We start from the raw sequence: 21,013 nt of genomic DNA, 5'->3' as shown, positions 1-21,013 counted from the left end.
TGCCATTGGATGATTATCCGGAGGGAAGGTGTTTTTTGATGTACGGAAAAGTAATGAGCGCTTGTCTGCATGGAGTGGAGGGCAAGCTAGTCGAAGTAGAAACCGATTTGAGCAATGGACTTCCCCACGTGAGTATAGTCGGGCTGCCCGACAGCGCGGTAAAAGAGTCGATGGAACGGGTTCGGGCCGCGATAAAAAATTGCGGCTTCGCCTTTCCGCTGCAGCGGATTACGGTGAATTTGGCGCCCGCCGACATTCGCAAGGAAGGCTCGGCGTTCGACCTTGCCATCGCCCTCGGCATTCTGGCCGCCAGCGGGCAGCTGAAGCTGCAGGAGCCGGAGTCGACGCTCATCCTCGGCGAGCTGTCGCTCGACGGCTCGGTTCGTCCCGTGCCCGGCGTGCTGTCGATGCTGGCCACCGCAAAGGAGCACGGCATTCGGCGCGCCATCGTGCCGCTGGAGAACGCCCGTGAAGCTGCGCTGATCGAAGCGATGGACATCGGCGCGTTAAACCATATCCGCGATTATCCTAAAGATGCGGAGGACGGCTTCGGCCAAATCCGGCTGCAGGAGCCTTATGCCGATGAAGGTTCCGCCGGCATGTCCTCCGCCCTGCCGTCCGCCGACAATTTCAGCGACGTGTACGGACAGCTTCATGCCAAGAGAGCGCTGATGATTTGCGCGGCGGGAATGCATAACTCGCTGCTCCTCGGTCCGCCAGGAACGGGAAAAACGATGCTCGCCAAGCGGCTCGCGACGATCCTCCCCGCCATGTCGGAGCAGGAGGCTCTCGATGTGACCAAGGTTTACAGCGCATCGGGCAAGTTCGCCGACCGCAGCAGTCTCATCCGAGATCGCCCGTTTCGCATGCCGCATCATACGATCTCGGCCGCCGGACTGGCGGGGGGCGGAACGATCCCTAAGCCGGGCGAAATCAGTTTGGCGCATCGCGGTGTGCTGTTTCTCGACGAGCTGCCCGAATTTTCGCGGTCCGTGCTGGAGGTGCTGCGCCAGCCGCTTGAAGATCGGCATGTAACGATCGGGCGGGCCCGCGCCGTCTATCGCTTTCCCGCCCATTTCATTCTGGTCTGTTCGATGAATCCGTGTCCCTGCGGCTATTTCGGGGCTGAATCCTCCTCCCGCCCCTGCACCTGCAGCCCGCTTAAGATCGAACAATACCGCTCCAAAATTTCCGGACCTTTATTGGATCGAATCGATCTTCAAGTGGAGGTTCCGCGGATCGATTACATGCAAGTGGCCGATGCCGGACCCCAGCTGTCTTCCGAAGAGATGAAGAAGCAGGTCGACCGCGCTCGCTGCATTCAGCTGGATCGTTACCGCGGCAGCGGGATCTGGTTTAACAGCGAGCTGCAAGGCAAGCTGCTGCGAACCCATTGCCGGCTGCAGCCCGAAGCGGAAGAGCTGCTCCGCAAATCGTTCGAACTGCTCGGACTCAGTGTCCGGGCTTATGACCGGATTCTGAAGATCGCCCGAACGATTGCCGATCTCGACGGAAGCGCTCAACTGGAGGCTCCGCATTTGGCGGAAGCGCTGCAGTACCGCTGCCTCGACAAGATGGCGCTGCCTCACTCGCAATAAGAGGGCGGCTCCATCGGACGGCAGCAGAGGAGCTGAATGAACCTTGTGAAGCGAAACACCGGCTGCGAGGCTGATTTTGGGCTTTGCGGGGAGTTCGGAGGGATGTGCACACTACTCGCTTCTGCTCTGGCGAACCCTATAACGTAACGGACATGGCTGCAGCTATTTGGGTTAATACAGTCTTTGGGAATTTCTAAGGGACATGGCTGCAGTTATTTAGACAAAAATGCAGCTAAAGGCAGTGGATCGCGGCGGATAAGCGCCGTGATGTCCGTTGGCTTCGGAAAACGGCGAATGGCTGCGTTTTAAGCGTCGCCGGTGTCCGTTAGATTGTGAGAGTCGTTTCAATCCGTATCAAAGCTTCAGCATGATCGGCATTCAACCGCCCGATCGACACTGCCGTCGGGCGGTTAAATATTTCAGGGCGGCCTCCGGTTTTCTCTGTAAGCATGGTGAAAAAGTAGTCGGGATTGCAGGTAAAGAGTTGGCGCAGCGGAATCGGGTCGCCTTTGTAGACGAATGTTCTCCGCCTCAGAGGTTCAACGATCCAAAAAATGCGGTTGTAATGCAGCGAGCGGAAGCCTCCGTCGGCCGCAGCCCGCTCTTTTGTCGACACCCTTCTATAGGAATGGCTGCGCTTCATCTTATCTTTCTTCTACACAGCACAAAACCAACGCGTTCATCCGGCCTGGGACCGTCAGAAGGCGTTGGTCAAATGTTCGAGCGAGATCAGCCCGCCCTCCTTGTCCGATAGGACGGAGACGACATCGAACCGGAGCTGGCAGTGATCCAGCTGATGCCGGAATACGTATACTTGCGCCGTCTCAACGACCTGCCGGCATTTCCGGTAATCGACGGATTCCTGAGGGGTGCCGAACGAGCGGCTATCGCTGCGCGTTCGCACTTCGACGAAAACGAGCAGCTCCCCGTCCCATGCGATAAGATCGATCTCTCCGCTCCGGCAGCGCCAATTCCTCTCCGCGACCCGGTACCCAAGGCTCTGCAGATGCATTAAAGCATAATACTCTCCCTTGGCGCCGAGCTGTTTGCGATTCAGCAGCGGTTTATTCATAAGGCATCGTCCTCATTCGTTTGGCCCGCTGGTCGGACCGGTATATAAAGGTCAAAATTTCCGCCACGAGCTTATACAGCTCCGGCGGGATTTCCTGATCCAGATCAAGCTTGGACAACACTTCAACAAGCGACGGGTCCTCCTGAACAGGGATATGATGCTCCTTCGCTTTCTGCATAATTTTTTCGGCGACATGCCCTTTTCCCTTAGCGATCAGTACCGGAGCTTTTCCCTGTTCCGGGGAATATTTCAGCGCCACCGCCTTCTTCACGGAAGACTGCGAATGCTGCGGCGCCGAAGGGGAACGACCGTTTTCTTTCATACGCGAACATCCATTCCCCTGTAAGATTTTTTGCCGTAAAAAGCCTGCAGCATGGCAGGAATAACCGCAGATTGCTCACGGGCGGTAGGCGCCGGATTGTCCGTATTCGCAGCCTTTTCCGGATAGGGACCGCATTTCAAGGATATGAACTGATAGCCGATGCCGGACAGTCCGGAAGCGATCTCCTCTCGGTTTTCTTCCAATAGCCCCTGCAAAAAAGGCTGATCGTTCATAACATGAAGGCTGACGATGCGGTCGACCACCTGCACGTCCACCATCGTGTTTCCCAGCGCTTTCATGTTCAGATCGAATACGAGCCGGCAGTTGCGGGCGTCGATCTCCCCCCGCCTGCCCTTCCGCGACTGAATATGAATGGCCGCCGTCTGCTCGCCGTTTGCGTTCAAGAGCGGCACGAACAGCGTAATATGGGTGAACATGGAGCTGCGGTCCGAGCTTAGCAGCAGCTGCTGACCGGTAATTTGCTGCACCGCCTGCTGCGCCGTTTCCTTCAGCGCCTGCGGCACGTCGTCGGCCTGGCTCAGCTGCATCAGCACGCTCTTAAGCGTGTCGGCCGCTTTGTGCTCCGCCGAAGCCGCGCCGGGCGGAACGGAGCCGGCTCCGGCATCGCGGGCAGCGGCCGACGCATCCGCCGCGGTCATGCTGTCCGGCATTCTCGACAGCTGATGCTCATGCTCGATGCCGAGCGATTTGATCAGCCGCGGAAGCCAATGCTCGCCGGAAGCGTCCTCCTGAGCCGCGCCGGATAAAGGCGGCGCAGCGTGGTCGCGGGCGGCGTCGACCGAAGGCGCCGCACCCACAGGCTTCGCCGCCGCGGGCGAAAGCTCGGCGGCAGCATCGGAGGCGGCCGGCGCAGCAAAGCCGCCTTGCGCCCCCGCCGCCGCAGCGGGCCGCGCAGCCGGTGCGGCTCCCGCCGCGCCCGCTTGCAGCGGCGGCGGGCCTGCTGCGGCAGCGGGCGACGCCGCTGCCTGTGACGGCTGCGCCGGTCTCGGCGGCGCAGCCGGCGTCTCCGCGGAAGCGGCCGGCTTGGCCGAAGGCCCGGCGGCTGCTTCCGCAGCGTGGCCTACGCCGCCGGAGGACGCCGCCGGCGGCTGCGGCTTGGCCGCTGGATGCGCTCCCTCATCCAGCGCCGGCGCAGCCGCTGGCGGCGTCGCAGCGCCGCCAGGCCGCGCCTGCTGCGGGCCGGCTTCGCCGGGGCCCGCGCCGCGGACAAGCCCGCCGCCGGCCGAAGGCGGCTGCGGCGCTGCTGCGGCGGCGCGATCCGCCGCGCTGCCCGGCATAGCGGCGGTGCCGCCCTGCGGGCCGGTCGCCGCCATGGCGCCATTGGCGCCCCCGGATGAAGGAAGCAGCTGTCCCGACGCTTCCTTCATCCCGGCTACGACCTGCCGGAACGCGTCCAGCGCCGCTCGCGTTCCGGCGGACAGCTCGCTGCGGCCGTCAAGCAGGCCGCTTACCTGGGCTTCCAGCTGCCGCAGCGTTTCGTGAAACGCTGGGCCCGCCATCGCCTGCTTCAAAGCGCCCACGCTGTCCGCAGTTAACGGAATCCCTTTTTGGAAAGCAAGCGCCGCCGTTGGAAGCCACTCCTCTTGAGCCATACCTGCGGGCAGCTGCGCCTGAAGCTGCGCGAACTGCTGCACGTTCTCCTTCGACAGCGGAACTCCCGCCTGATGAAGCGCCTGCGCGAGCTGGCGGTTTGCCGTATTGTCGGGCAAGCCCAAATTTTTCAGCACGTCGGCCAAAGAACCGTCGGCGATTTGCACGGCCGATGCTTGAAGCGGCTTCAATATGATTTTACCGGCGGCCGCTTCCGGCTGTACCTGCAGCATCGTTACCTCGCCCTGCTTCAAAGGCGTCTCCAGCTGCGCTCTTACCTGCACGCCGCCAATATTGATGATCGCATCCCGCTCGCTTATAAGCTGGACGACCATCCCTTTTACCACTTCTCCCGTCTTCAGCTCCAGCGTCTTCGGCTCTGAAGGCTGGGCGTCGCCGAGAAAGCTTTTGATCATTCCGCTTATATTCACGGGCTCTCCCTCCCGAAACTTAATTTCAGCATTGCAGCGTATGACTCTATATCGGCATCCGGCGCTTTTTTTTACACCCGATGGAACGAAAAAACGGCAGCTTATGTATTCTATGAGTTAAAATAATTCCAACTGCTCCTGCTGTGCAAGCAGATTTTTTAAAAACGTCTGCCGGTGAAGCGGCGTCGCCCCGTATTCGAGAATTTTTTCCCGGTGCAGCTTGGTCGCATAGCCTTTGTGCAGGGCCAGTCCGTATTCGGGGTACTCTAGGTCCCAGTGGAGACACATCCGGTCCCGCGTCACTTTGGCGATGATCGAAGCGGCGGCAATCGACTGGCTCATCGCATCTCCGTGAATGATGGCCATCTGCGGCAGCGGAACGTCCACCTTCTCCGCATCGACCAGCAAATATTGCGCCGCCGGCTTTAGCTTCTCGACGGCCTGCTTCATCGCAAGACGCGCCGCCTGTTTAATGTTGATCGCTTCGATCGTCGCTACGTCCACGACGCCGACTCCGATTGCGACAGCCTCCCGTTCGATCAGTTCGTACAGCTGCTCCCGCTTTTTCGGGCTCAGCTTCTTGGAATCGTCGATTTCCTCCAGCACGAGACCTTTGGGCAAAATAACCGCTGCGGCCACGACGTCGCCGAACAAACACCCCCGCCCGACTTCATCGACCCCCGCTATATGCTCGACGCCCTGCTCCCAGAGCATCTGTTCATGTTCCAATAACATAACTAAGCCTTCCCTTTCTTTCACCAGTATCCCGGCGTACTTTCCGAGCCTTGCCCGTATGCCCATTATACTAGAAAGCCGCCGTACCAGATACCCGTCGTTCCAGCAAAATATACATAGAAAAAAGCCACTCTGACATCTAACGTTAGAGTGGCTTTTCTTCATTTACATCGTCGGGTGATTCCAGGCTGATCCGGCCCATTTTTCCGGCTCGCAGCTCCCGCAAAATCGTCAAGGACGCTTTCTCCAGATCGACCCTGCCCCCGCTGACCAGAGCGCCCCGTTTGCGTCCGATCGCTTCCATCACTTCGATCACCGCATCGTTGTCTTCCGGATCGTCCGGCATCTTGTCGATACCGAAGCGCTCCTTGAGCGCCCCTCCGTAGTGCACGGTCAAATAGCGCAGCGTATAAAAGGCGATATCCTCGGGATGCAATATCTCTTCCTTGATCGCGCCGGTGGCGGCAAGTCTCATGCCTACCTGCTGATCCTCGAACTTTGGCCACAAAATGCCCGGCGTATCGAGCAACTCCATCTCGGTCCCCACTTTGATCCATTGCTGCCCTTTCGTAACGCCGGGCTTATCTCCGGTAGCGGCAATTTTTCGTCCCGCGAGCCGATTGATCAGTGTCGACTTGCCTACGTTCGGAATGCCTACGATCAGGGCGCGAATGGCGCGCGGATTGATGCCTTTGCGCAGCTGAGTTTCAATTTTGGCGGCCATCAGTTGCCTGCAGCGAGCCATAATTTCTTTCATCTGATTGCCGGTCGCCGCGTCGACGGGAAGCGCCTGCAGCCCTTCTCCGGCGAAATAGGCAACCCATTTTGCGGTCACATCCGGGTCTGCCAGATCGCTCTTGTTGAGCAAAACAAACCGGGGCTTATTTTGCAATATTTCGTCAATCATCGGATTTCTGCTGGATAACGGAATCCGTGCGTCCAACAGTTCAATCACCACATCGATCAGCTTCAATTTATCTTGAATTTGCCGGCGGGCTCTTGTCATGTGACCTGGAAACCACTGAATCGTCATACGGTCACCTCAACTTTTTTTACTGCTATTTTCTAGAAATGCACCAGGCTGATTTTATCGAACGGCCAGAAGATCAAATCGGCGCGACCGACAATTTTATCGTACTCGACAGGTCCGATGTCCCGGCTGTCTTGGCTATTGGAACGATTGTCCCCCATCACGAACACCATGCCCTCCGGCACCGTTTTCTCCGGGAAGTTTCTCGTGTTGTACGGCACCCCTTTTTTAGCGGCGTCATCCAATGCCTTCTGCAAATACGGTTCGTCCAGCACCTTGTTGTTCACATACACTTTGTCGCCTTCTACCTTCACCGTTTCTCCTGGGAGGGCGATGACGCGTTTTATGTAATCTTTCTCCTTCGTAGCATGGAACACTACGACTTCGCCTCGTTCCGGCTTGTGCAAGGAGTAAATCATTTTGTTGACGATAAGTCGTTCACCGGTATAAAAATTCGGCTCCATGGACGGCCCTTCCACAATGAACGGAGCAAAAATCAACCATCGTATAAAAAACACGAGAGCCGCGGCAATCAGCAGCGCCTTGATCCATTCCCAAGCTTCGCTCTTGAGCGGATTCGATTTGTCCACAGTTTGTTCCTGCTCCATACAGACCTGCCCTTCTCTCCAATAATCTGCGAAAAACGAAAAGGGGCTTGGTAAACAAGCCCCCCATTGGTTTCGTCTTAACGAATTTCTTGAATTCTTGCCGCTTTACCGCGAAGACCACGCAAGTAGTACAGCTTCGCGCGACGAACTTTACCACGGCGAGCCACCTCAAGCTTGTCAATCTTCGGGGAATGTACTGGGAACGTTCTTTCTACGCCAACACCGTAAGAAATTTTTCTAACGGTAAAGGTTTCGCTGATTCCGCCGCCGCGGCGTTTAATAACAACACCTTCGAACAGCTGAATACGTTCGCGGGAACCCTCGATAACTTTTACGTAGACTTTCACTGTATCGCCTGGACGAAAGCTAGGCAGATCTTGGCGAAGTTGTTCCTTTGTAATCTCCTGGATCAAACTCATGTATGACTCCCTCCTTCCACACAGGTGTTCATTCCGCCTCTGATGTTGCCATTCGTGTTGTTATGCGTAGAGGACCACCGTAATCGGGCAAAAATGCCACAACGTTGTATATATTAGCATATCTCCGGGCCAATTACAACTTGTATTTGCAAAAGTTGCATCGGATTTACGAACTCGTATCCTTGCCGTCCTGCAATTCCTGCAGCCATTGCCGCTCTTCCTTGCCTAGCGGATACTTAGCGAGCAGGTCGGGGCGTTTGCGCCATGTGCGCTCAATCGCCTGCTTCTTGCGCCATTTTTCGATATTGGCATGATGCCCGGACAATAAAATATCCGGCACCGCCCATTCCCGGAATTGCACCGGTCTGGTATAGTGCGGGTATTCAAGCAAGCCGGTGCTGAAGGAATCCGTTACGGCCGAGGTTTCGTTTCCGAGCACGCCGGGCAGAAGCCGGGCTACGCTGTCAATGACGACCATAGCCGGCAGTTCCCCGCCCGTGAGCACATAATCGCCGATCGATAGCTCGTCCGTGACGAGATGCTCCCGTATTCGCTCGTCATAGCCTTCGTAATGTCCGCAGATGAAAATCAGATGCTCTTCTCCGGACAGCTCCTCTGCTTTGCGCTGCGTAAACGGTTCTCCCTGGGGACACATCAGAATGATCCGCGGCTTGCTTGCAAGCGGGTCCGTCAGCGACTCTACGGCGGCAAAGATCGGCTCAGGCTTCAATACCATGCCTCCGCCTCCGCCATAAGGATAATCGTCGACCGTGCTATGCTTATTGTTCGAAAAATCGCGAAAGTTGACCGTATTCAGCTCGACGATGCCTTTTTCTCTCGCCTTGCCCAAAATGCTCGAAGAAAACACGCCGTCGAACATCGCCGGAAATAATGTTAAAACATCGATTCTCATCAATCCAGCAAGCCTTCCATCAGGTGAACCTTCACCCGTTTGTTCTCCACATCCACTTCAAGTATGACCTCGTCGATATACGGGAGAAGCACAGGCTTTCCTTTCTCGCGCTCGACGACCCAGACGTCGTTGGCTCCCGGCGATAAAATTTCACTGATCTTGCCGAGCTCCTCGCCCTCGTCCGTAACGACCGTACAGCCGATGATTTCGTGATAATAAAACTCATCGTCCGGCAGCTCGCTCAAATACTGCTCTTCCACCTTGAGCAGCCACCCTTTGTACTTCTCCACGTCGTTGATGTTGTCGAAGCCTTTAAATTTGACGACAAACATTTTTTTTTGCTCACGCGCCGATTCCACGATTACCGGCATACGCGTTTGTTTTTGCGGATCGAAAAAGACTAAAGCGCTGCCTTTAGCGAAACGCTCATCGGGAAAATCCGTCTGCGGAACGATTTTCAAATCCCCCCGGATACCATGAGTATTGACAATTTTTCCAACTGTATACAATTTTTCGCTCATTCTGCCCCTCCGGCAAACAAATAAATATATAGAGAAAACCTCTATCGGGATCTTCGGACTGAATGACCGCGCGTAGAGGCAGGTTTAAACAGAAGCATTCCTATATGGCAAGAAAGAGTTAGGATCGCTCCTAACTCTCATAATGTCCCTTAAGACACAATTTCAACCGAGACACGCTTGCTTTCTTTTACTGCAGCCGAAGTGACTACGGTACGAAGGGCTTTGGCAATACGTCCTTGCTTGCCGATCACTTTTCCGACATCGTCGGGATGAACGGACAGCTCGAATGTAATATTGCGGTCGTCCTCCACCGCGTTCACTTTTACTTCATCGGGATGATCAACCAACGCCTTAGCGATAACGGTGATAAGATCTTTCATACAACCCTCCGAATCGGCAGAATATTACTTCTGCAGTTTGGATTCATGAAACTTTGTCATGATACCCGCTTGGCTGAACAGACTGCGAACGGTATCGGAAGCTTGAGCGCCAGTTTGAAGCCATTTCAGCGCTTTTTCCTCGTCGATGTTTACAACAGCTGGTTTTGCAACCGGGTTGTAAGTTCCGATCTCTTCGATGAAGCGACCGTCACGCGGAGAACGGGAATCCGAAACTACCACACGATAAAATGGAGCTTTATGAGCGCCCATACGTTTAAGACGAATACGTGTTGCCACTTTAAAATCACCTCCCACATAGAATAAACTGCTTATGATCACGCTCCCGCCGATTAACCGAACGGGAACTTCATTCCTTTACCCAGCTTGCCTTTTAATCCTTTGAGCGCCTTCGGCCCCTTCGGGCCCATCATGCTGGAAAACTGCTTCATCATCTTGCGCATATCGTCGAACTGCTTGATGAATCGGTTTACATCCTGCACCGAATTCCCGCTGCCGGCCGCAAGCCGCTTGCGTCTGCTAGGGCTCAGCATATCCGGATTCGCGCGCTCTTCCTTGGTCATGGATTTGACGATAGCCGCGATGCGCGCCATCTGCTTGTCATCCACCTTCAGGTCTTTCATTCCCTTCATCTTGTTCGCTCCGGGGAGCATATCCAAGATTTGATCGAGCGGCCCCAGCTTCTTGACCTGCTCCATCTGATCGAGGAAATCGTCGAAGGTGAACTCAGCGGTGCGCATCTTGCGCTCCATTTCCTTCGCTTTCTCCGCGTCGATGCCTGCCTGCGCTTTCTCGATCAAGGTCAGCATATCGCCCATGCCGAGAATACGCGACGCCATCCGGTCCGGATGGAACGGTTCCAGCGCATCCAGCTTTTCGCCGATCCCGGCGAATTTGATCGGGCAGCCCGTAACCGCCTTAACCGAGATGGCGGCGCCGCCGCGCGTATCTCCGTCCAGCTTGGTCAGCACGACGCCGGTCAGCGCAAGCTGCTTATGGAAGCTTTCGGCCACATTGACCGCATCCTGCCCTGTCATCGCATCGACGACGAGCAGCGTCTCGTCCGGCTTGATCGCTTCGACGATTTGCTTCAGCTCGTCCATCAGGCCTTCGTCAATATGCAATCGGCCTGCGGTATCGACGATCAGGTAGTCGTTACCGTTATCCTTGGCATGCTGCAGCGCTTGTTTGGCGATTTCGACCGGACTTACCTGATCGCCCATCGTGAACACGGGCACCTTCAACTGCTCGCCGAGCACCTGGAGCTGCTTGATCGCAGCGGGGCGGTAGATGTCGCCGGCCGCCAGCAACGGACGATGGTTTTGCTGCAAAAGCATTTTGGCGAGCTTCCCGGTCGCCGTCGTTTTACCGGCACCCTGCAAGCCGACCATGAGCACGACGGTAGGCGGCCGGTTGGAACGGGCCAGCTTGCTTTGCGTTCCGCCCATAAGCTCCGTCAGCTCTTTGTTTACGATATCGACCACGACCATCGCAGGGGTAAAGCTCTGCAAAACTTCTTGTCCGATCGCGCGTTCCTTTACCTTGGCGATAAATTCCTTGACGACTTTAAAATTGACGTCGGCCTCAAGAAGCGCGAGGCGAACTTCGCGCAGCGCCTCGTTAACATCGTCTTCCGTTAGCTTTCCTTTGCCTCTCAGCTTGCTGAACACATTCTGCAACCGGGTCGCTAATCCTTCGAATGCCATGGCCATTTCACCTCTTGAGCTTTAGTCGAGATCCAGCAAGCCGCTCGCGAGGCGTTTCGCCTGCTGCCGCTCTTCTTCCGGCAATCCGCCGAGCAGAGCGTCAAGCTGCTGTACTTTGTGCTGCCTTTGTTCATGCTTGGACAGAAGCTGCAGCTTGGTCTCGTATTCCTCGAGCACCGCTTCCGCTCTCTTTATATGTTCATAGACGGCCTGGCGGCTGATTTGAAACTCCGCAGCGATTTCGCCAAGCGAGTAATCGTCGTGAAAGTAATGCTTGCAAAACATTTGCTGCTTCTCTGTCAGCAGCTTCTCGTAAAAGTCAAACAGCAAGTTAATGCGGTTCGTCTTGGTCAGTACATTTTCTTCCGCCATAGTGCCTCGCCTCCGTTAAGGTAAAACACTTTACAGGAGCAACAGAACCTATAATACCCAAAACGCGAATCGATGTCAAGCTATTTTCCTTGTCACCCAAAAATCGTTTGCCCGCGCTAGGAATTCAGCGATTCCTCCCCCTGCTCCTGCTCCCCTTCGGGAATCCATTTACTGAAGAGCGCATGTACGAACTGATCGGAATCGAACGGCTGCAGATCGTCCATTTTCTCGCCCAGTCCGACGAATTTCACCGGCAGCTGCAGCTCCTGGCGAATCGCCACGACGATACCGCCTTTAGCCGTCCCGTCCAGCTTGGTCAGCACGAGTCCGGTGAGGCCCGATTTCTCGTCGAACAGTCTGGCTTGACTCAATGCGTTTTGCCCAGTCGTCGCATCCAGCACCAGCAGCACCTCATGAGGCGCATCGGGCACCTCGCGGCGGATGACGCGATAAATTTTGTTCAGCTCTTCCATCAAATTCACTTTATTTTGCAGACGTCCGGCCGTATCGCAGAGCAGCACGTCGACGCCGCGGTTTTTGGCCGCATGCAGCGCATCGAACATAACGGCCGCGGGATCGGAGCCCGCCTGCTGCTTGATGACGTCGACGCCGACCCGCTGCCCCCATACTTCCAGCTGCTCGATAGCTCCGGCGCGGAACGTATCCCCTGCGGCGAGCAGCACCTTTTTGCCTTGCGATTTCAAATGATGGGCCAGCTTGCCGATCGTCGTCGTCTTGCCGACGCCGTTTACGCCGACAAACAGGATGACGGTAGGTCCGGAGCTTGCCATATTCAGCGAAGCGTTCTCCTCACCCTTCAGCAGCTTGATAATCATTTCGGACAAAATCGGCTGCAGCTCGCTCGGTTGTTCGATCTTGCGCTTGCGCACCTCGGAGCGCAAATCCTCGATCAGCTTCATCACGGTGTTGACGCCTACGTCCGCGCCGATCAAAATTTCCTCCAGCTCTTCATAAAAATCCTCGTCGATTTTTTTGCGGCGGCTGAACAAATCCTCCACCCGATCGACGAACACGTCCCGGGTTTTCGCCAAGCCTTCTTTAAATTTATTCGTTACCGCCTCCGCTTTGGTGGAGATGCTTTCTTTCAACCGTTTAAAAAAACTCATCCGCTATAGCCCTCTCTTCTTCGACTTATATATAAGCTTCTGCTCGAAGCCGCTTCCCGCGCAAGTTCCCCTGTCCTTCATCAGCTGGCGATAATCGCCTCGTCCTCTTCCAGGCGGACCGAGACGAGCTTGGACACGCCGCCCTCTTCCATCGTAACGCCGTACAGCACGTCCGCTTCCTCCATCGTCCCTTTGCGGTGGGTAACGACGATGAACTGCGTCTGCTGCGAAAATTCACGCAAATATTCGGCGAAACGGGTGACGTTCGCTTCATCCAAAGCCGCTTCGACTTCGTCCAGCACGCAGAACGGCACCGGCTTCACCCGGATGATCGAAAATAGCAGCGCAATTGCAGTCAACGCGCGCTCTCCGCCGGAGAGCAGCTGCAAATTTTGCAGCTTTTTGCCCGGAGGCTGGGCAACGATCTCGATGCCCGTATCGAGCAGACTGTCCGGCTCGGACAAAATCAGGTCGGCTCGTCCGCCGCCGAACAGCTTGGAGAATACGACGACAAAATGCGAACGGATCGCATCGAAGGTCGTCCGGAATCGTTTGGACATCTCCTCGTCCATTTCGCGGATTACTTGGTACAGCGTCGTTTTTGCCTCGACGAGATCGTTTTTCTGCTCGCTCAAAAACTGGAATCGTTCATTGACCCGGGCAAACTCGTCGATCGCGCCCAAGTTGACTTCTCCGAGCCACGAAATTTCCCGTTTCAAATCGCGAACGAGATTTTGCGCGCCGAGCACGTCCTCCGGAACCGGATAACGCTCCTTGGCCAGCTCGAAGCTCAGCTCGTAGTCGTCGGCCAGCTTCTTCAGCAGATTGTCCAGCTCTACGTCCAGCCGGTTGACCCGGACCTCGGTTTGATGCAGATGCTCCTCAACCTGACGCAGCTGATTGCGCTCATCTCGCGTCTTGTTCTCCTCATGCTCCAGCTTGGACAGCCAGCCGGCCCGCTCCGCCCGCTTCAGGTCCAGCTGCTCGGTGCAGTGCTGCTTCTTCAGCTTGAGCGTGTTCAGCAGCTCGATCTGCAGAACGGATTCCTGCTGATGATTGGACATATCCAGCTCAAGCTGCTGGAGCAAGCTGCGATTCAGATCAAGCTCGTTTTTCAAAGCGTTCAGCTCCGAGGACAACCTGCGTTCCTGATCCTGCATCGACTGTTTCTCCTGCGACTGCGAAGCGACCTTGATCTTCAGGTCGGTCAGCTGCGTCTGCAGCTCCTCCTTCGCCTGCTCCCCTGCCTTGCGGGCCAGCTCCGCCTCGCGGATCGCCTGCTGGACGATCGCTTCCTCCTGTTTCAGCCGCTCCAACGACTCAAGGGCGGCTTCACGGCGAGCCGTCAGATCGCGCCGCTCTGCGTCGAGGGCGTCGCCGTCCTCGTTGTACAGCGCGAGCTGGTCTGCGACCTGCTTCGCTTCATTTTCAAGCGGCTGCAGTCGGGCGCGAATTTGCTGCTCTTCGATCCGCAGCGTCTCGCCCGCTTGCCGCAGTTCCTCAAGCGTCTGCGTTTCCGTCGCTATTTCCTTGCGCACCTGCTCCGCTTTCGTGCGCAGCTGCTTCAGCTGGGTTTCGGACAAGGCGATTTCCTTGTCCATCTCCTCGATTTGCCGCTGGCGGCTGAGCAGGCTCGTCGTTTTCTTCTGCTGGCTGCCCCCGGTCATCGAACCGCCGGGGTTGACCACGTCGCCTTCCAGCGTCACGACGCGGTAGCGATACTGCACCCTTGCGGCGATACGGTTCGCTACCTCCAACTGGCTGGCAATAATGACATTGCCGAGCAAGCTGCCGACGATTTGGCGGTACGTTTCGTCATACCTCACCAAATCGGCGCCGATGCCGACGAATCCTTCCATTCCTTCGATAGCGCGTTTCTCCGCTTCCGGAATCGAGCGGCCTCGAATGACGTCGAGCGGCAGAAACGTCGCCCGTCCGAGCTGACGCCGCTTCAGAAAAGCGATCGCCTCGCGCCCGTTTGCCTCGCTGTCAACGACAACGTGCTGAAGCGCTCCGCCCAAAGCGGTTTCCATCGCGACCTCCACATCGGCCGGCACCTTGACCAACTCGGCCACGGCGCCGTGAATGCCGCGCAGATCGCGGCGGTCCTTCGCCTTCAGCACCTCTTTGACGCCATGCATAAAGCCGTCGTAGTCGTTTGCCATCTCGCGCATCGTATCGCGGCGCGAAGTCAGCGCATCCAGCTTCTGTTCCCATTTGCGAACGGTAGACTGCGACTCCTCGGACATCAGCTGCTTTGACTTCAGCCCTTGCGTAAGCTCGATATATTGGTTGCGCGCCTCCGTTATTTCGGCGATGACATCCGTCAACCGCTTCTCCAGCTCCCGCTTCCTCTTGGCGATGTCCTCCTGCTGATCTTTCCACCTGCGATGCTCGTCGCCGATCCTGTCCAGCCGCTTGGAGAGAGCTTCCAGCTGTTGTTCCGTATAACGAACTTCATTGCGCGCATTCGCCATCTGATTCAGCGTTTCGAGCAGCTCGCCCTTCAGACGATCTTCCTCTCCGCTGCTGATTCCTCCGGCGACGCCCAGCAGACGGTCCTCCTCGGCTTTTAATTTAGCCTGGAATTGGATCAGCTCCACCGAAAGCGCCTTGATCTTTTCACGGTACTGCGTCAGCTCCGCGTCCTTCTCAACGATGCGCTGCTCTTGCGAAGACACCGCTTGCTGCAGTTGGGCTTGATTGGAAGCATAGTTTTTCTTGCGTTCCTTGAGCACTTCACCTTGTCCTTCGCATTTCTCGAAATCCTCGCTAATCTGCAGCAGCTGCTGCTGAAGCCCCTCGATCTCCTGCTCCAGACGCCGCGTTTCCCAGCGGTGCTTTTCCAGGTGAGCATCGTGTTGTCCGACTACGGCCGACAGCTCGACCTGCTCTTTTTTCAACTGCTCCACTTTGGCGTTCGTCTCGGTCCAAGAGCTGTAGATTTGCTCGATTTGGTACACGTACATCGCGATCTCGCTGCTCTTCAGCTGTTCCTTCAGCTCTTTGTAGCGGATCGCCTTCTCCGATTGAATTCGAAGCGGCTCGATCTGATCCTCCAGCTCGACGACCAAATCGTGAATGCGCAGCAGGTTTTGCTCGGTTTCCTGCAGCTTCTTCTCCGTCTCGCGCTTGCGGGATTTATATTTAACAATCCCCGAGGCCTCTTCGAAGATTCCCCGGCGATCCTCCGATTTGGTGCTTAAAATTTCTTCGATCCGGCCTTGTCCGATAATCGAATAGGCTTCCTTACCGATACCGGTGTCCATAAACAGCTCCGTGATGTCCTTTAACCGGCATGCTTGCTTGTTAATATAATATTCGCTGTCCCCGCTGCGATGAACGCGGCGCGTAACCGTCACTTCGTTGAACTCAAGCGCCAACGATTGATCCGTATTATCAAGGGTGAGCGACACTTCGCCATAATTGACCGCTTTGCGCGCATCGCTGCCGGCGAAAATAATGTCTTCCATTTTACCGCCGCGCAGACTTCTTGCGCTTTGTTCCCCCAGCACCCACCGGATGCCGTCGGAAATATTGCTTTTGCCGCTGCCATTCGGACCCACTACTGCTGTAATTCCTTGTACGAATTCCAGCTCCGTTCGATCGGCGAACGATTTGAAACCTGACAGCTCAATACGCTTTAAAAACATCGTCTCACCTCAACGCTATTGTACCACACATTCCCTTTTCATAGAATAAAGTCCATCATTCGACTTCGCTTAAAAACAACTCGCGCGATGCCCCAATCAAAGAAAAAAGCACCGGCGGCAACCCGTAAGCTGCCCCGCTGCATCCCTCTTGCTTGTAACGCGTTATTGAATATGAACCTTCAACGCTTCCAACGCCTGAGCCGCCGCATGCTGCTCCGCTTCCTTTTTGGAGCGGCCGGAGCCTTGCCCCAGCAGCGTGTCGTTCACATGAACCTGAGCCACAAACTCGCGTTCATGAGCAGGCCCGCGTTCGTCAACGATCTTGTACTCCAATACGCCCATATTATGCTGCTGCGTATATTCCTGCAGATGCGTCTTGAAATCGACCGTCAGCAGCTTTCCCTGATGAGGCAAATTCGGAAATACGTGTTTGCGCAAAAACGCTTTAACTACCTCCAAGCCTTGATCCAAGTACAAAGCCCCGATAAACGATTCGAACACATCAGCCAGCAAGGCAGGCCGGGTACGGCCGCCAGTCAGCTCCTCGCCCTTGCCCAGGAGCACGTAAGAGCCAAATTCCAGCTCCTCGGCAAAGCCGACGAGCGAAGGCTCGCATACGATCGATGCCCTCAGCTTCGTCAATTCCCCTTCAGAACGTTCGGGATACGTATCGAACAAATATTCGGATACGGTCAGTTCAAGCACCGCATCGCCCAAAAACTCCAACCGTTCGTTATCCTTATAATTGCCGACGCGATGTTCATTCACATAGGAGGAATGCGTAAACGCCTGCCGTAGAAGCTCGGGTTTGCGGAACGTAATATTGAGCGCCGCTTGCAGCTGCTTTAGGTTTCGATGCATGCTTTCACCACCTACTCGGACATCCGTATCATAAATTATCGCCAAGCGCGGCGCGGCAATTGCTGTCACGCATCGCTTGCCGGAAATCGTTATTGCTCGAATTTCCTCATAATAATCGTTGCGTTATGACCGCCGAAACCGAAAGAGTTGGACATCGCCACGGTTACGTCCGACTGACGGGCGGTGTTAGGCACATAATCCAGATCGCATTCCGGGTCCTGGTTGTCCAGATTAATCGTCGGCGGAATGTAACCGTGCTTCAGCGTCAATCCGCAGATCAGCGCTTCGACGCCGCCGGCGGCTCCGAGCAGATGGCCTGTCATCGACTTGGTCGAGCTGACCGCCACTTTATAAGCATGATCGCCCAGCGCTTTCTTGATCGCCGTCGTTTCGGAACGGTCTCCGACCGGCGTCGACGTTCCGTGGGCATTGATGTAATCGACTTCCTCCGGCGCAATGCCGGCGTCTTTGATCGCCTTGGCCATACAGCGCGCCGCGCCGTCCGGATCGGGATCGGTCATATGGTAAGCGTCTCCGCTCATGCCGTAGCCGATCACTTCGCCGTAAATGCGGGCTCCGCGTTTTTGCGCATGCTCGAGCGATTCGAGAATGAGAATGCCCGAGCCTTCGCCCATAACGAATCCGTCGCGGTCCACATCGAACGGACGGCTCGCTTTTTCAGGCTCCTCGTTGCGCGTGGACATGGCGCGAAGCGCACAGAAGCCGGCTACGCCCGTCGGGCTGATCGTCGCTTCCGCTCCGCCGCAGATCATGACGTCCGCGTCGCCGCGCTGGATCATTTTAAACGAATCGCCGATGGAGTGGGTACCTGTCGCACAAGCGGTTACCGCGGTGCTGTTCGGCCCTTTGGCTCCGGTAAGCATCGAAATTTGGCCGGAAGCCATATTGGCGATCATCATCGGAATAAAGAACGGACTGACCCGCTTCGGACCTTTTTCCAGCAAAATCTTATGCTGCTCTTCCCAAGTGGATAAGCCGCCGATGCCGGAGCCGACATACACGCCTACGCGCTCAGGGTCCGTATCTTCCTTAACGTTTAATCCCGCATCCTGCAGAGCGGACAAGCTCGCGGCGACGGCAAACTGCACGAAGCGGTCCATCCGCCGTGCTTCTTTCTTATCAAAATATTGCTCGGGATTGAAATCTTTAATTTCTGCGGCAATGCGCGTCGGATATTCGCTTACATCGAACAGTTCTATATTACCTACTCCGGATTTGCCCGCCATCAGGTTGCCCCAGAATGTTTCGAGATCATGCCCCAAGGAGGTCATGACGCCCATGCCTGTTATGACTACTCGTTGCTTCACGCTAATCCACCTCTATCTCAAATAACAAAGTTATGTATATGCTCACAATAGTATTTATTCGTAGTCAAGCTTCTTTTAGTGACCGCATATCGTTTAGGCTGAATGGAGATAAGTCCCGTCTAGAAGAACAAAACGGGACTTATACCAACTAAGTATGAGATTTTATGTACTCAACTACTTGACCTACCGTAGTTATTTTCTCTGCATCTTCATCAGAGATTTCCATATCAAACTCATCTTCCAATTCCATGACCAATTCTACTACATCTAGAGAATCAGCGCCTAAATCATCTTTAAAAGATGCTTCGAGGGTAACTTCTGCCTCTTCTACACCAAGACGATCGATGACGATACGTTTCACGCGATCTAAAACATCGGACATCCGGTTCACCTCCTCCTTGGTATTATACTTAACTTATGGACAAATTGCCAGAGCAAGCGCATCCTTCGCGAAAAAAAACAATTTTGCGAATTTTTGCGCGTCTTGCCCGGAAACAATGTTACCCTTACATGTACATGCCGCCGTCCACATGAATCGTTTGACCGGTCATGTAGGACGCGTCATCCGAGGCGAGAAACCGCACCGCTTTGGCGATATCGTCCGGCTGCCCGAGGCGAGCCAAAGGAATTTGCTGCAGCAGAGACGACCGCATGTCTTCCGACAGCTTGTCGGTCATATCCGTCTCGATAAAGCCCGGTGCCACCGCGTTCACGGTAATGCCGCGGGAAGCGAGCTCCTTGGCCGTCGCTTTGGTCATGCCGATCACTCCGGCTTTGGCCGCGACATAGTTGGCTTGCCCCGGATTTCCCAGCGCGCCTACGACGGAGGAGATATTGATGATCCGGCCGTAGCGCTGCTTCATCATCGGACGCGTCGCAGCTTTCACGCAGTTGAACACGCCCTTCAAGTTCGTGGCGATAACCTGATCGAATTCCTCTTCCTTCATTCGCATAATCAAATTATCTCTCGTGATGCCCGCATTATTCACCAAAATGTCCAGCTTGCCGAAATGCTCCAGCACCTGCTTGAACATATCGTCGACTTCCTGAGAGGAACTCACGTCGGCTTTTATTTTGAACGCCTTGCGTCCCATAGCTTCGATCCGGCTCACCACGTCGGCCGCCGCAGCTTCGCTGCCGGCATAGTTGACCGCCACGTCGGCTCCCGCCTCGGCCAAAACAAGCGCAATAGCGCGCCCGATGCCCCGGGATGCTCCCGTCACAAGGGCTGTTCTTCCTGTCAACATCGAATTCCCTCCCTAGCATATATGATTCGTTTGAAGCGGTTTACAGCGCGAACTGCTCAAGAGCTTCTTTGCTGTTGATGGAGTATACTTTTACCGAGCGGTCGATTTTTTTAATAAGACCCGCCAGCACCGTACCGGAGCCGATTTCCACGAAAACATCGACGCCTTGCGCGATCAGCCAAGCCACGCTGTCCTCCCAAAGGACGGAAGAATGAACCTGGTCGACGAGCAGCTGACGGATTTCGTCCGGCTGCTGTACGGGACGCGCGGTAACGTTAGCGACGACAGGAACAGCCGCATTTTCCATCGGAATGCCCGCCAGAACGTCTGCGAGACGCTCTGAAGCCGATTTCATCAAGGAAGAATGGAAAGGACCGCTCACCTCGAGCGGGATGACCCGCTTGGCTCCGATTTCTTTGCCTCGTTCCACGATCGCTTGCACGCCTTCTTTGCTGCCCGAGATAACGATTTGTCCCGGACAGTTCATATTGGCCAGCTCCACTACGCCGACTTCCCGGGATACGTCCTCGCACAATTGCCGTAGCGCTTCGCGCTCTCCGCCGAGCACCGCAGCCATCGCACCTTGCCCGCTCGGCACCGCCTGCTCCATAAATTCTCCGCGAGCGCGAACCGTGCGCACCGCGTCTTCAAAGCTCAGCACGCCCGCCGCGACCAGCGCGCTGTATTCTCCAAGGCTATGTCCCGCTACATAATCGGGCCGGATTCCTTTGTTCTTGAACAATTCAAGGAACGCTACGCTGGCGGTTAACAACGCCGGCTGCGTATGATATGTAATCTTCAGCTCCGTATCCGGTCCCTCGAAGATGATGGATGACAGCGCATAGCCCAAAGCTGCGTCCGCGCGGTCAAAAATGCTTTTCGCCGCGGGATCGGATTCATAGATGTCCTTTCCCATGCCAACGGCTTGCGCGCCTTGGCCGGGAAATACGAATGCCACTTTTCCCATATTCGACAACTCCTCCCGCGAAGCTCTCCCGTCATGCCGAAGCGGAATATCCGGGAGAACTTGCGCCGTATCTTTTATGCCAGACGTAAGCTTG

General features: G+C 55.7%; 22 protein-coding genes. 1 reads left to right on the top strand and 21 read right to left on the bottom strand.

What is annotated here, in order from left to right; genetic code table 11:
* Positions 1–38: 38 nt before the first annotated feature.
* Positions 39–1,598, top strand: coding sequence for a YifB family Mg chelatase-like AAA ATPase (locus SK3146_RS33075; protein ID WP_249862785.1), 1,560 nt, complete (start codon positions 39–41; stop codon positions 1,596–1,598).
* A 325-nt stretch (positions 1,599–1,923) separates the two neighbouring features.
* Here SK3146_RS33075 and SK3146_RS33070 read toward each other — a convergent pair whose 3' ends face one another.
* From SK3146_RS33070 to fabD, 21 genes are all read right to left on the bottom strand, one after another.
* A complete protein-coding gene (locus SK3146_RS33070; RefSeq protein WP_249862784.1) occupies positions 1,924–2,241 on the bottom strand; it encodes a hypothetical protein in 318 nt (105 codons plus the stop codon).
* 54 nt (positions 2,242–2,295) lie between these two features.
* The gene (locus SK3146_RS33065; protein ID WP_249862783.1) at positions 2,296–2,670 is read right to left on the bottom strand and encodes a YraN family protein; all 375 of its coding nucleotides are present in this window, start codon (positions 2,668–2,670) and stop codon (positions 2,296–2,298) included.
* Positions 2,663–2,992, bottom strand: coding sequence for an EscU/YscU/HrcU family type III secretion system export apparatus switch protein (locus SK3146_RS33060; RefSeq protein ID WP_249862782.1), 330 nt, complete (start codon positions 2,990–2,992; stop codon positions 2,663–2,665). The genes SK3146_RS33065 and SK3146_RS33060 overlap by 8 nt, the downstream gene beginning before the upstream one ends.
* On the bottom strand, positions 2,989–5,034 hold the full coding sequence (locus SK3146_RS33055) for a hypothetical protein (protein WP_249862781.1): 2,046 nt from the start codon (positions 5,032–5,034) through the stop codon (positions 2,989–2,991). The genes SK3146_RS33060 and SK3146_RS33055 overlap by 4 nt, the downstream gene beginning before the upstream one ends.
* Positions 5,035–5,151: 117 nt before the next feature.
* Complete coding sequence (locus SK3146_RS33050; RefSeq protein ID WP_249862780.1) at positions 5,152–5,769, bottom strand: ribonuclease HII; 618 nt, start codon at positions 5,767–5,769, stop codon at positions 5,152–5,154.
* Positions 5,770–5,914: 145 nt separating this feature from the next.
* Positions 5,915–6,802 (bottom strand): ribosome biogenesis GTPase YlqF, encoded by an 888-nt coding sequence (gene ylqF / locus SK3146_RS33045; protein WP_249862779.1) that lies wholly within the window; start codon positions 6,800–6,802, stop codon positions 5,915–5,917.
* A 32-nt stretch (positions 6,803–6,834) separates the two neighbouring features.
* Positions 6,835–7,407 (bottom strand): signal peptidase I, encoded by a 573-nt coding sequence (gene lepB / locus SK3146_RS33040; RefSeq protein WP_249862778.1) that lies wholly within the window; start codon positions 7,405–7,407, stop codon positions 6,835–6,837.
* Positions 7,408–7,484: 77 nt separating this feature from the next.
* Complete coding sequence (rplS, locus tag SK3146_RS33035; RefSeq protein ID WP_249862777.1) at positions 7,485–7,826, bottom strand: 50S ribosomal protein L19; 342 nt, start codon at positions 7,824–7,826, stop codon at positions 7,485–7,487.
* A 166-nt stretch (positions 7,827–7,992) separates the two neighbouring features.
* Positions 7,993–8,739, bottom strand: a complete 747-nt coding sequence (gene trmD / locus SK3146_RS33030) for a tRNA (guanosine(37)-N1)-methyltransferase TrmD (protein ID WP_249862776.1) — start codon at positions 8,737–8,739, stop codon at positions 7,993–7,995.
* The gene (gene rimM, locus SK3146_RS33025) at positions 8,739–9,260 is read right to left on the bottom strand and encodes a ribosome maturation factor RimM (RefSeq protein WP_249862775.1); all 522 of its coding nucleotides are present in this window, start codon (positions 9,258–9,260) and stop codon (positions 8,739–8,741) included. The genes trmD and rimM overlap by 1 nt, the downstream gene beginning before the upstream one ends.
* A gap of 149 nt (positions 9,261–9,409) precedes the next feature.
* Positions 9,410–9,640 (bottom strand): KH domain-containing protein, encoded by a 231-nt coding sequence (locus SK3146_RS33020; RefSeq protein WP_249862774.1) that lies wholly within the window; start codon positions 9,638–9,640, stop codon positions 9,410–9,412.
* Between the two features lie 24 nt (positions 9,641–9,664).
* Complete coding sequence (gene rpsP, locus SK3146_RS33015; protein ID WP_249862773.1) at positions 9,665–9,937, bottom strand: 30S ribosomal protein S16; 273 nt, start codon at positions 9,935–9,937, stop codon at positions 9,665–9,667.
* Between the two features lie 53 nt (positions 9,938–9,990).
* Entirely contained in the window at positions 9,991–11,364 is a 1,374-nt protein-coding gene (gene ffh, locus SK3146_RS33010) for a signal recognition particle protein (RefSeq protein ID WP_249866518.1), read from the bottom strand.
* A gap of 21 nt (positions 11,365–11,385) precedes the next feature.
* Complete coding sequence (locus tag SK3146_RS33005; protein ID WP_249862772.1) at positions 11,386–11,736, bottom strand: putative DNA-binding protein; 351 nt, start codon at positions 11,734–11,736, stop codon at positions 11,386–11,388.
* Positions 11,737–11,852: 116 nt separating this feature from the next.
* Complete coding sequence (ftsY, locus tag SK3146_RS33000) at positions 11,853–12,863, bottom strand: signal recognition particle-docking protein FtsY (RefSeq protein WP_249862771.1); 1,011 nt, start codon at positions 12,861–12,863, stop codon at positions 11,853–11,855.
* An 80-nt stretch (positions 12,864–12,943) separates the two neighbouring features.
* Entirely contained in the window at positions 12,944–16,516 is a 3,573-nt protein-coding gene (gene smc / locus SK3146_RS32995; RefSeq protein WP_249862770.1) for a chromosome segregation protein SMC, read from the bottom strand.
* Positions 16,517–16,678: 162 nt separating this feature from the next.
* Positions 16,679–17,377: a ribonuclease III gene (rnc, locus tag SK3146_RS32990; RefSeq protein ID WP_249862769.1), complete on the bottom strand. Its 699-nt coding sequence runs from the start codon at positions 17,375–17,377 to the stop codon at positions 16,679–16,681.
* 89 nt (positions 17,378–17,466) lie between these two features.
* Complete coding sequence (fabF, locus tag SK3146_RS32985; RefSeq protein WP_249862768.1) at positions 17,467–18,705, bottom strand: beta-ketoacyl-ACP synthase II; 1,239 nt, start codon at positions 18,703–18,705, stop codon at positions 17,467–17,469.
* A gap of 148 nt (positions 18,706–18,853) precedes the next feature.
* Entirely contained in the window at positions 18,854–19,087 is a 234-nt protein-coding gene (gene acpP, locus SK3146_RS32980; RefSeq protein ID WP_249862767.1) for an acyl carrier protein, read from the bottom strand.
* Positions 19,088–19,211: 124 nt separating this feature from the next.
* A complete protein-coding gene (fabG, locus tag SK3146_RS32975) occupies positions 19,212–19,952 on the bottom strand; it encodes a 3-oxoacyl-[acyl-carrier-protein] reductase (protein ID WP_249862766.1) in 741 nt (246 codons plus the stop codon).
* A gap of 40 nt (positions 19,953–19,992) precedes the next feature.
* Complete coding sequence (gene fabD / locus SK3146_RS32970; RefSeq protein WP_249862765.1) at positions 19,993–20,919, bottom strand: ACP S-malonyltransferase; 927 nt, start codon at positions 20,917–20,919, stop codon at positions 19,993–19,995.
* Positions 20,920–21,013: the final 94 nt, after the last annotated feature.

The organism is Paenibacillus konkukensis, from assembly GCF_023523925.1.
In the GTDB taxonomy this organism is placed as follows: domain Bacteria; phylum Bacillota; class Bacilli; order Paenibacillales; family NBRC-103111; genus Paenibacillus_S; species Paenibacillus_S doosanensis.
The sequence above is the reverse complement of the archived record's forward strand: the minus strand, read 5'-3'. Positions and strand labels throughout refer to the sequence as shown.

Bases quoted from the DNA above. Each gene is read 5' to 3' on its own strand.
- SK3146_RS33050 (WP_249862780.1), bottom strand. From the start codon at position 5,769: ATGTTATTGGAACATGAACAGATGCTCTGGGAGCAGGGCGTCGAGCAT.
- rnc (WP_249862769.1), bottom strand. From the start codon at position 17,377: ATGCATCGAAACCTAAAGCAGCTGCAAGCGGCGCTCAATATTACGTTC.
- fabD (WP_249862765.1), bottom strand. From the start codon at position 20,919: ATGGGAAAAGTGGCATTCGTATTTCCCGGCCAAGGCGCGCAAGCCGTT.
- SK3146_RS33065 (WP_249862783.1), bottom strand. From the start codon at position 2,670: ATGAATAAACCGCTGCTGAATCGCAAACAGCTCGGCGCCAAGGGAGAG.
- rimM (WP_249862775.1), bottom strand. From the start codon at position 9,260: ATGAGCGAAAAATTGTATACAGTTGGAAAAATTGTCAATACTCATGGT.
- SK3146_RS33020 (WP_249862774.1), bottom strand. From the start codon at position 9,640: ATGAAAGATCTTATCACCGTTATCGCTAAGGCGTTGGTTGATCATCCC.
- SK3146_RS33070 (WP_249862784.1), bottom strand. From the start codon at position 2,241: ATGAAGCGCAGCCATTCCTATAGAAGGGTGTCGACAAAAGAGCGGGCT.
- acpP (WP_249862767.1), bottom strand. From the start codon at position 19,087: ATGTCCGATGTTTTAGATCGCGTGAAACGTATCGTCATCGATCGTCTT.
- rplS (WP_249862777.1), bottom strand. From the start codon at position 7,826: ATGAGTTTGATCCAGGAGATTACAAAGGAACAACTTCGCCAAGATCTG.
- ffh (WP_249866518.1), bottom strand. From the start codon at position 11,364: ATGGCATTCGAAGGATTAGCGACCCGGTTGCAGAATGTGTTCAGCAAG.
- trmD (WP_249862776.1), bottom strand. From the start codon at position 8,739: ATGAGAATCGATGTTTTAACATTATTTCCGGCGATGTTCGACGGCGTG.
- smc (WP_249862770.1), bottom strand. From the start codon at position 16,516: ATGTTTTTAAAGCGTATTGAGCTGTCAGGTTTCAAATCGTTCGCCGAT.
- ftsY (WP_249862771.1), bottom strand. From the start codon at position 12,863: ATGAGTTTTTTTAAACGGTTGAAAGAAAGCATCTCCACCAAAGCGGAG.
- SK3146_RS33060 (WP_249862782.1), bottom strand. From the start codon at position 2,992: ATGAAAGAAAACGGTCGTTCCCCTTCGGCGCCGCAGCATTCGCAGTCT.
- ylqF (WP_249862779.1), bottom strand. From the start codon at position 6,802: ATGACGATTCAGTGGTTTCCAGGTCACATGACAAGAGCCCGCCGGCAA.
- fabG (WP_249862766.1), bottom strand. From the start codon at position 19,952: ATGTTGACAGGAAGAACAGCCCTTGTGACGGGAGCATCCCGGGGCATC.
- lepB (WP_249862778.1), bottom strand. From the start codon at position 7,407: ATGGAGCAGGAACAAACTGTGGACAAATCGAATCCGCTCAAGAGCGAA.
- SK3146_RS33005 (WP_249862772.1), bottom strand. From the start codon at position 11,736: ATGGCGGAAGAAAATGTACTGACCAAGACGAACCGCATTAACTTGCTG.
- SK3146_RS33075 (WP_249862785.1), top strand. From the start codon at position 39: ATGTACGGAAAAGTAATGAGCGCTTGTCTGCATGGAGTGGAGGGCAAG.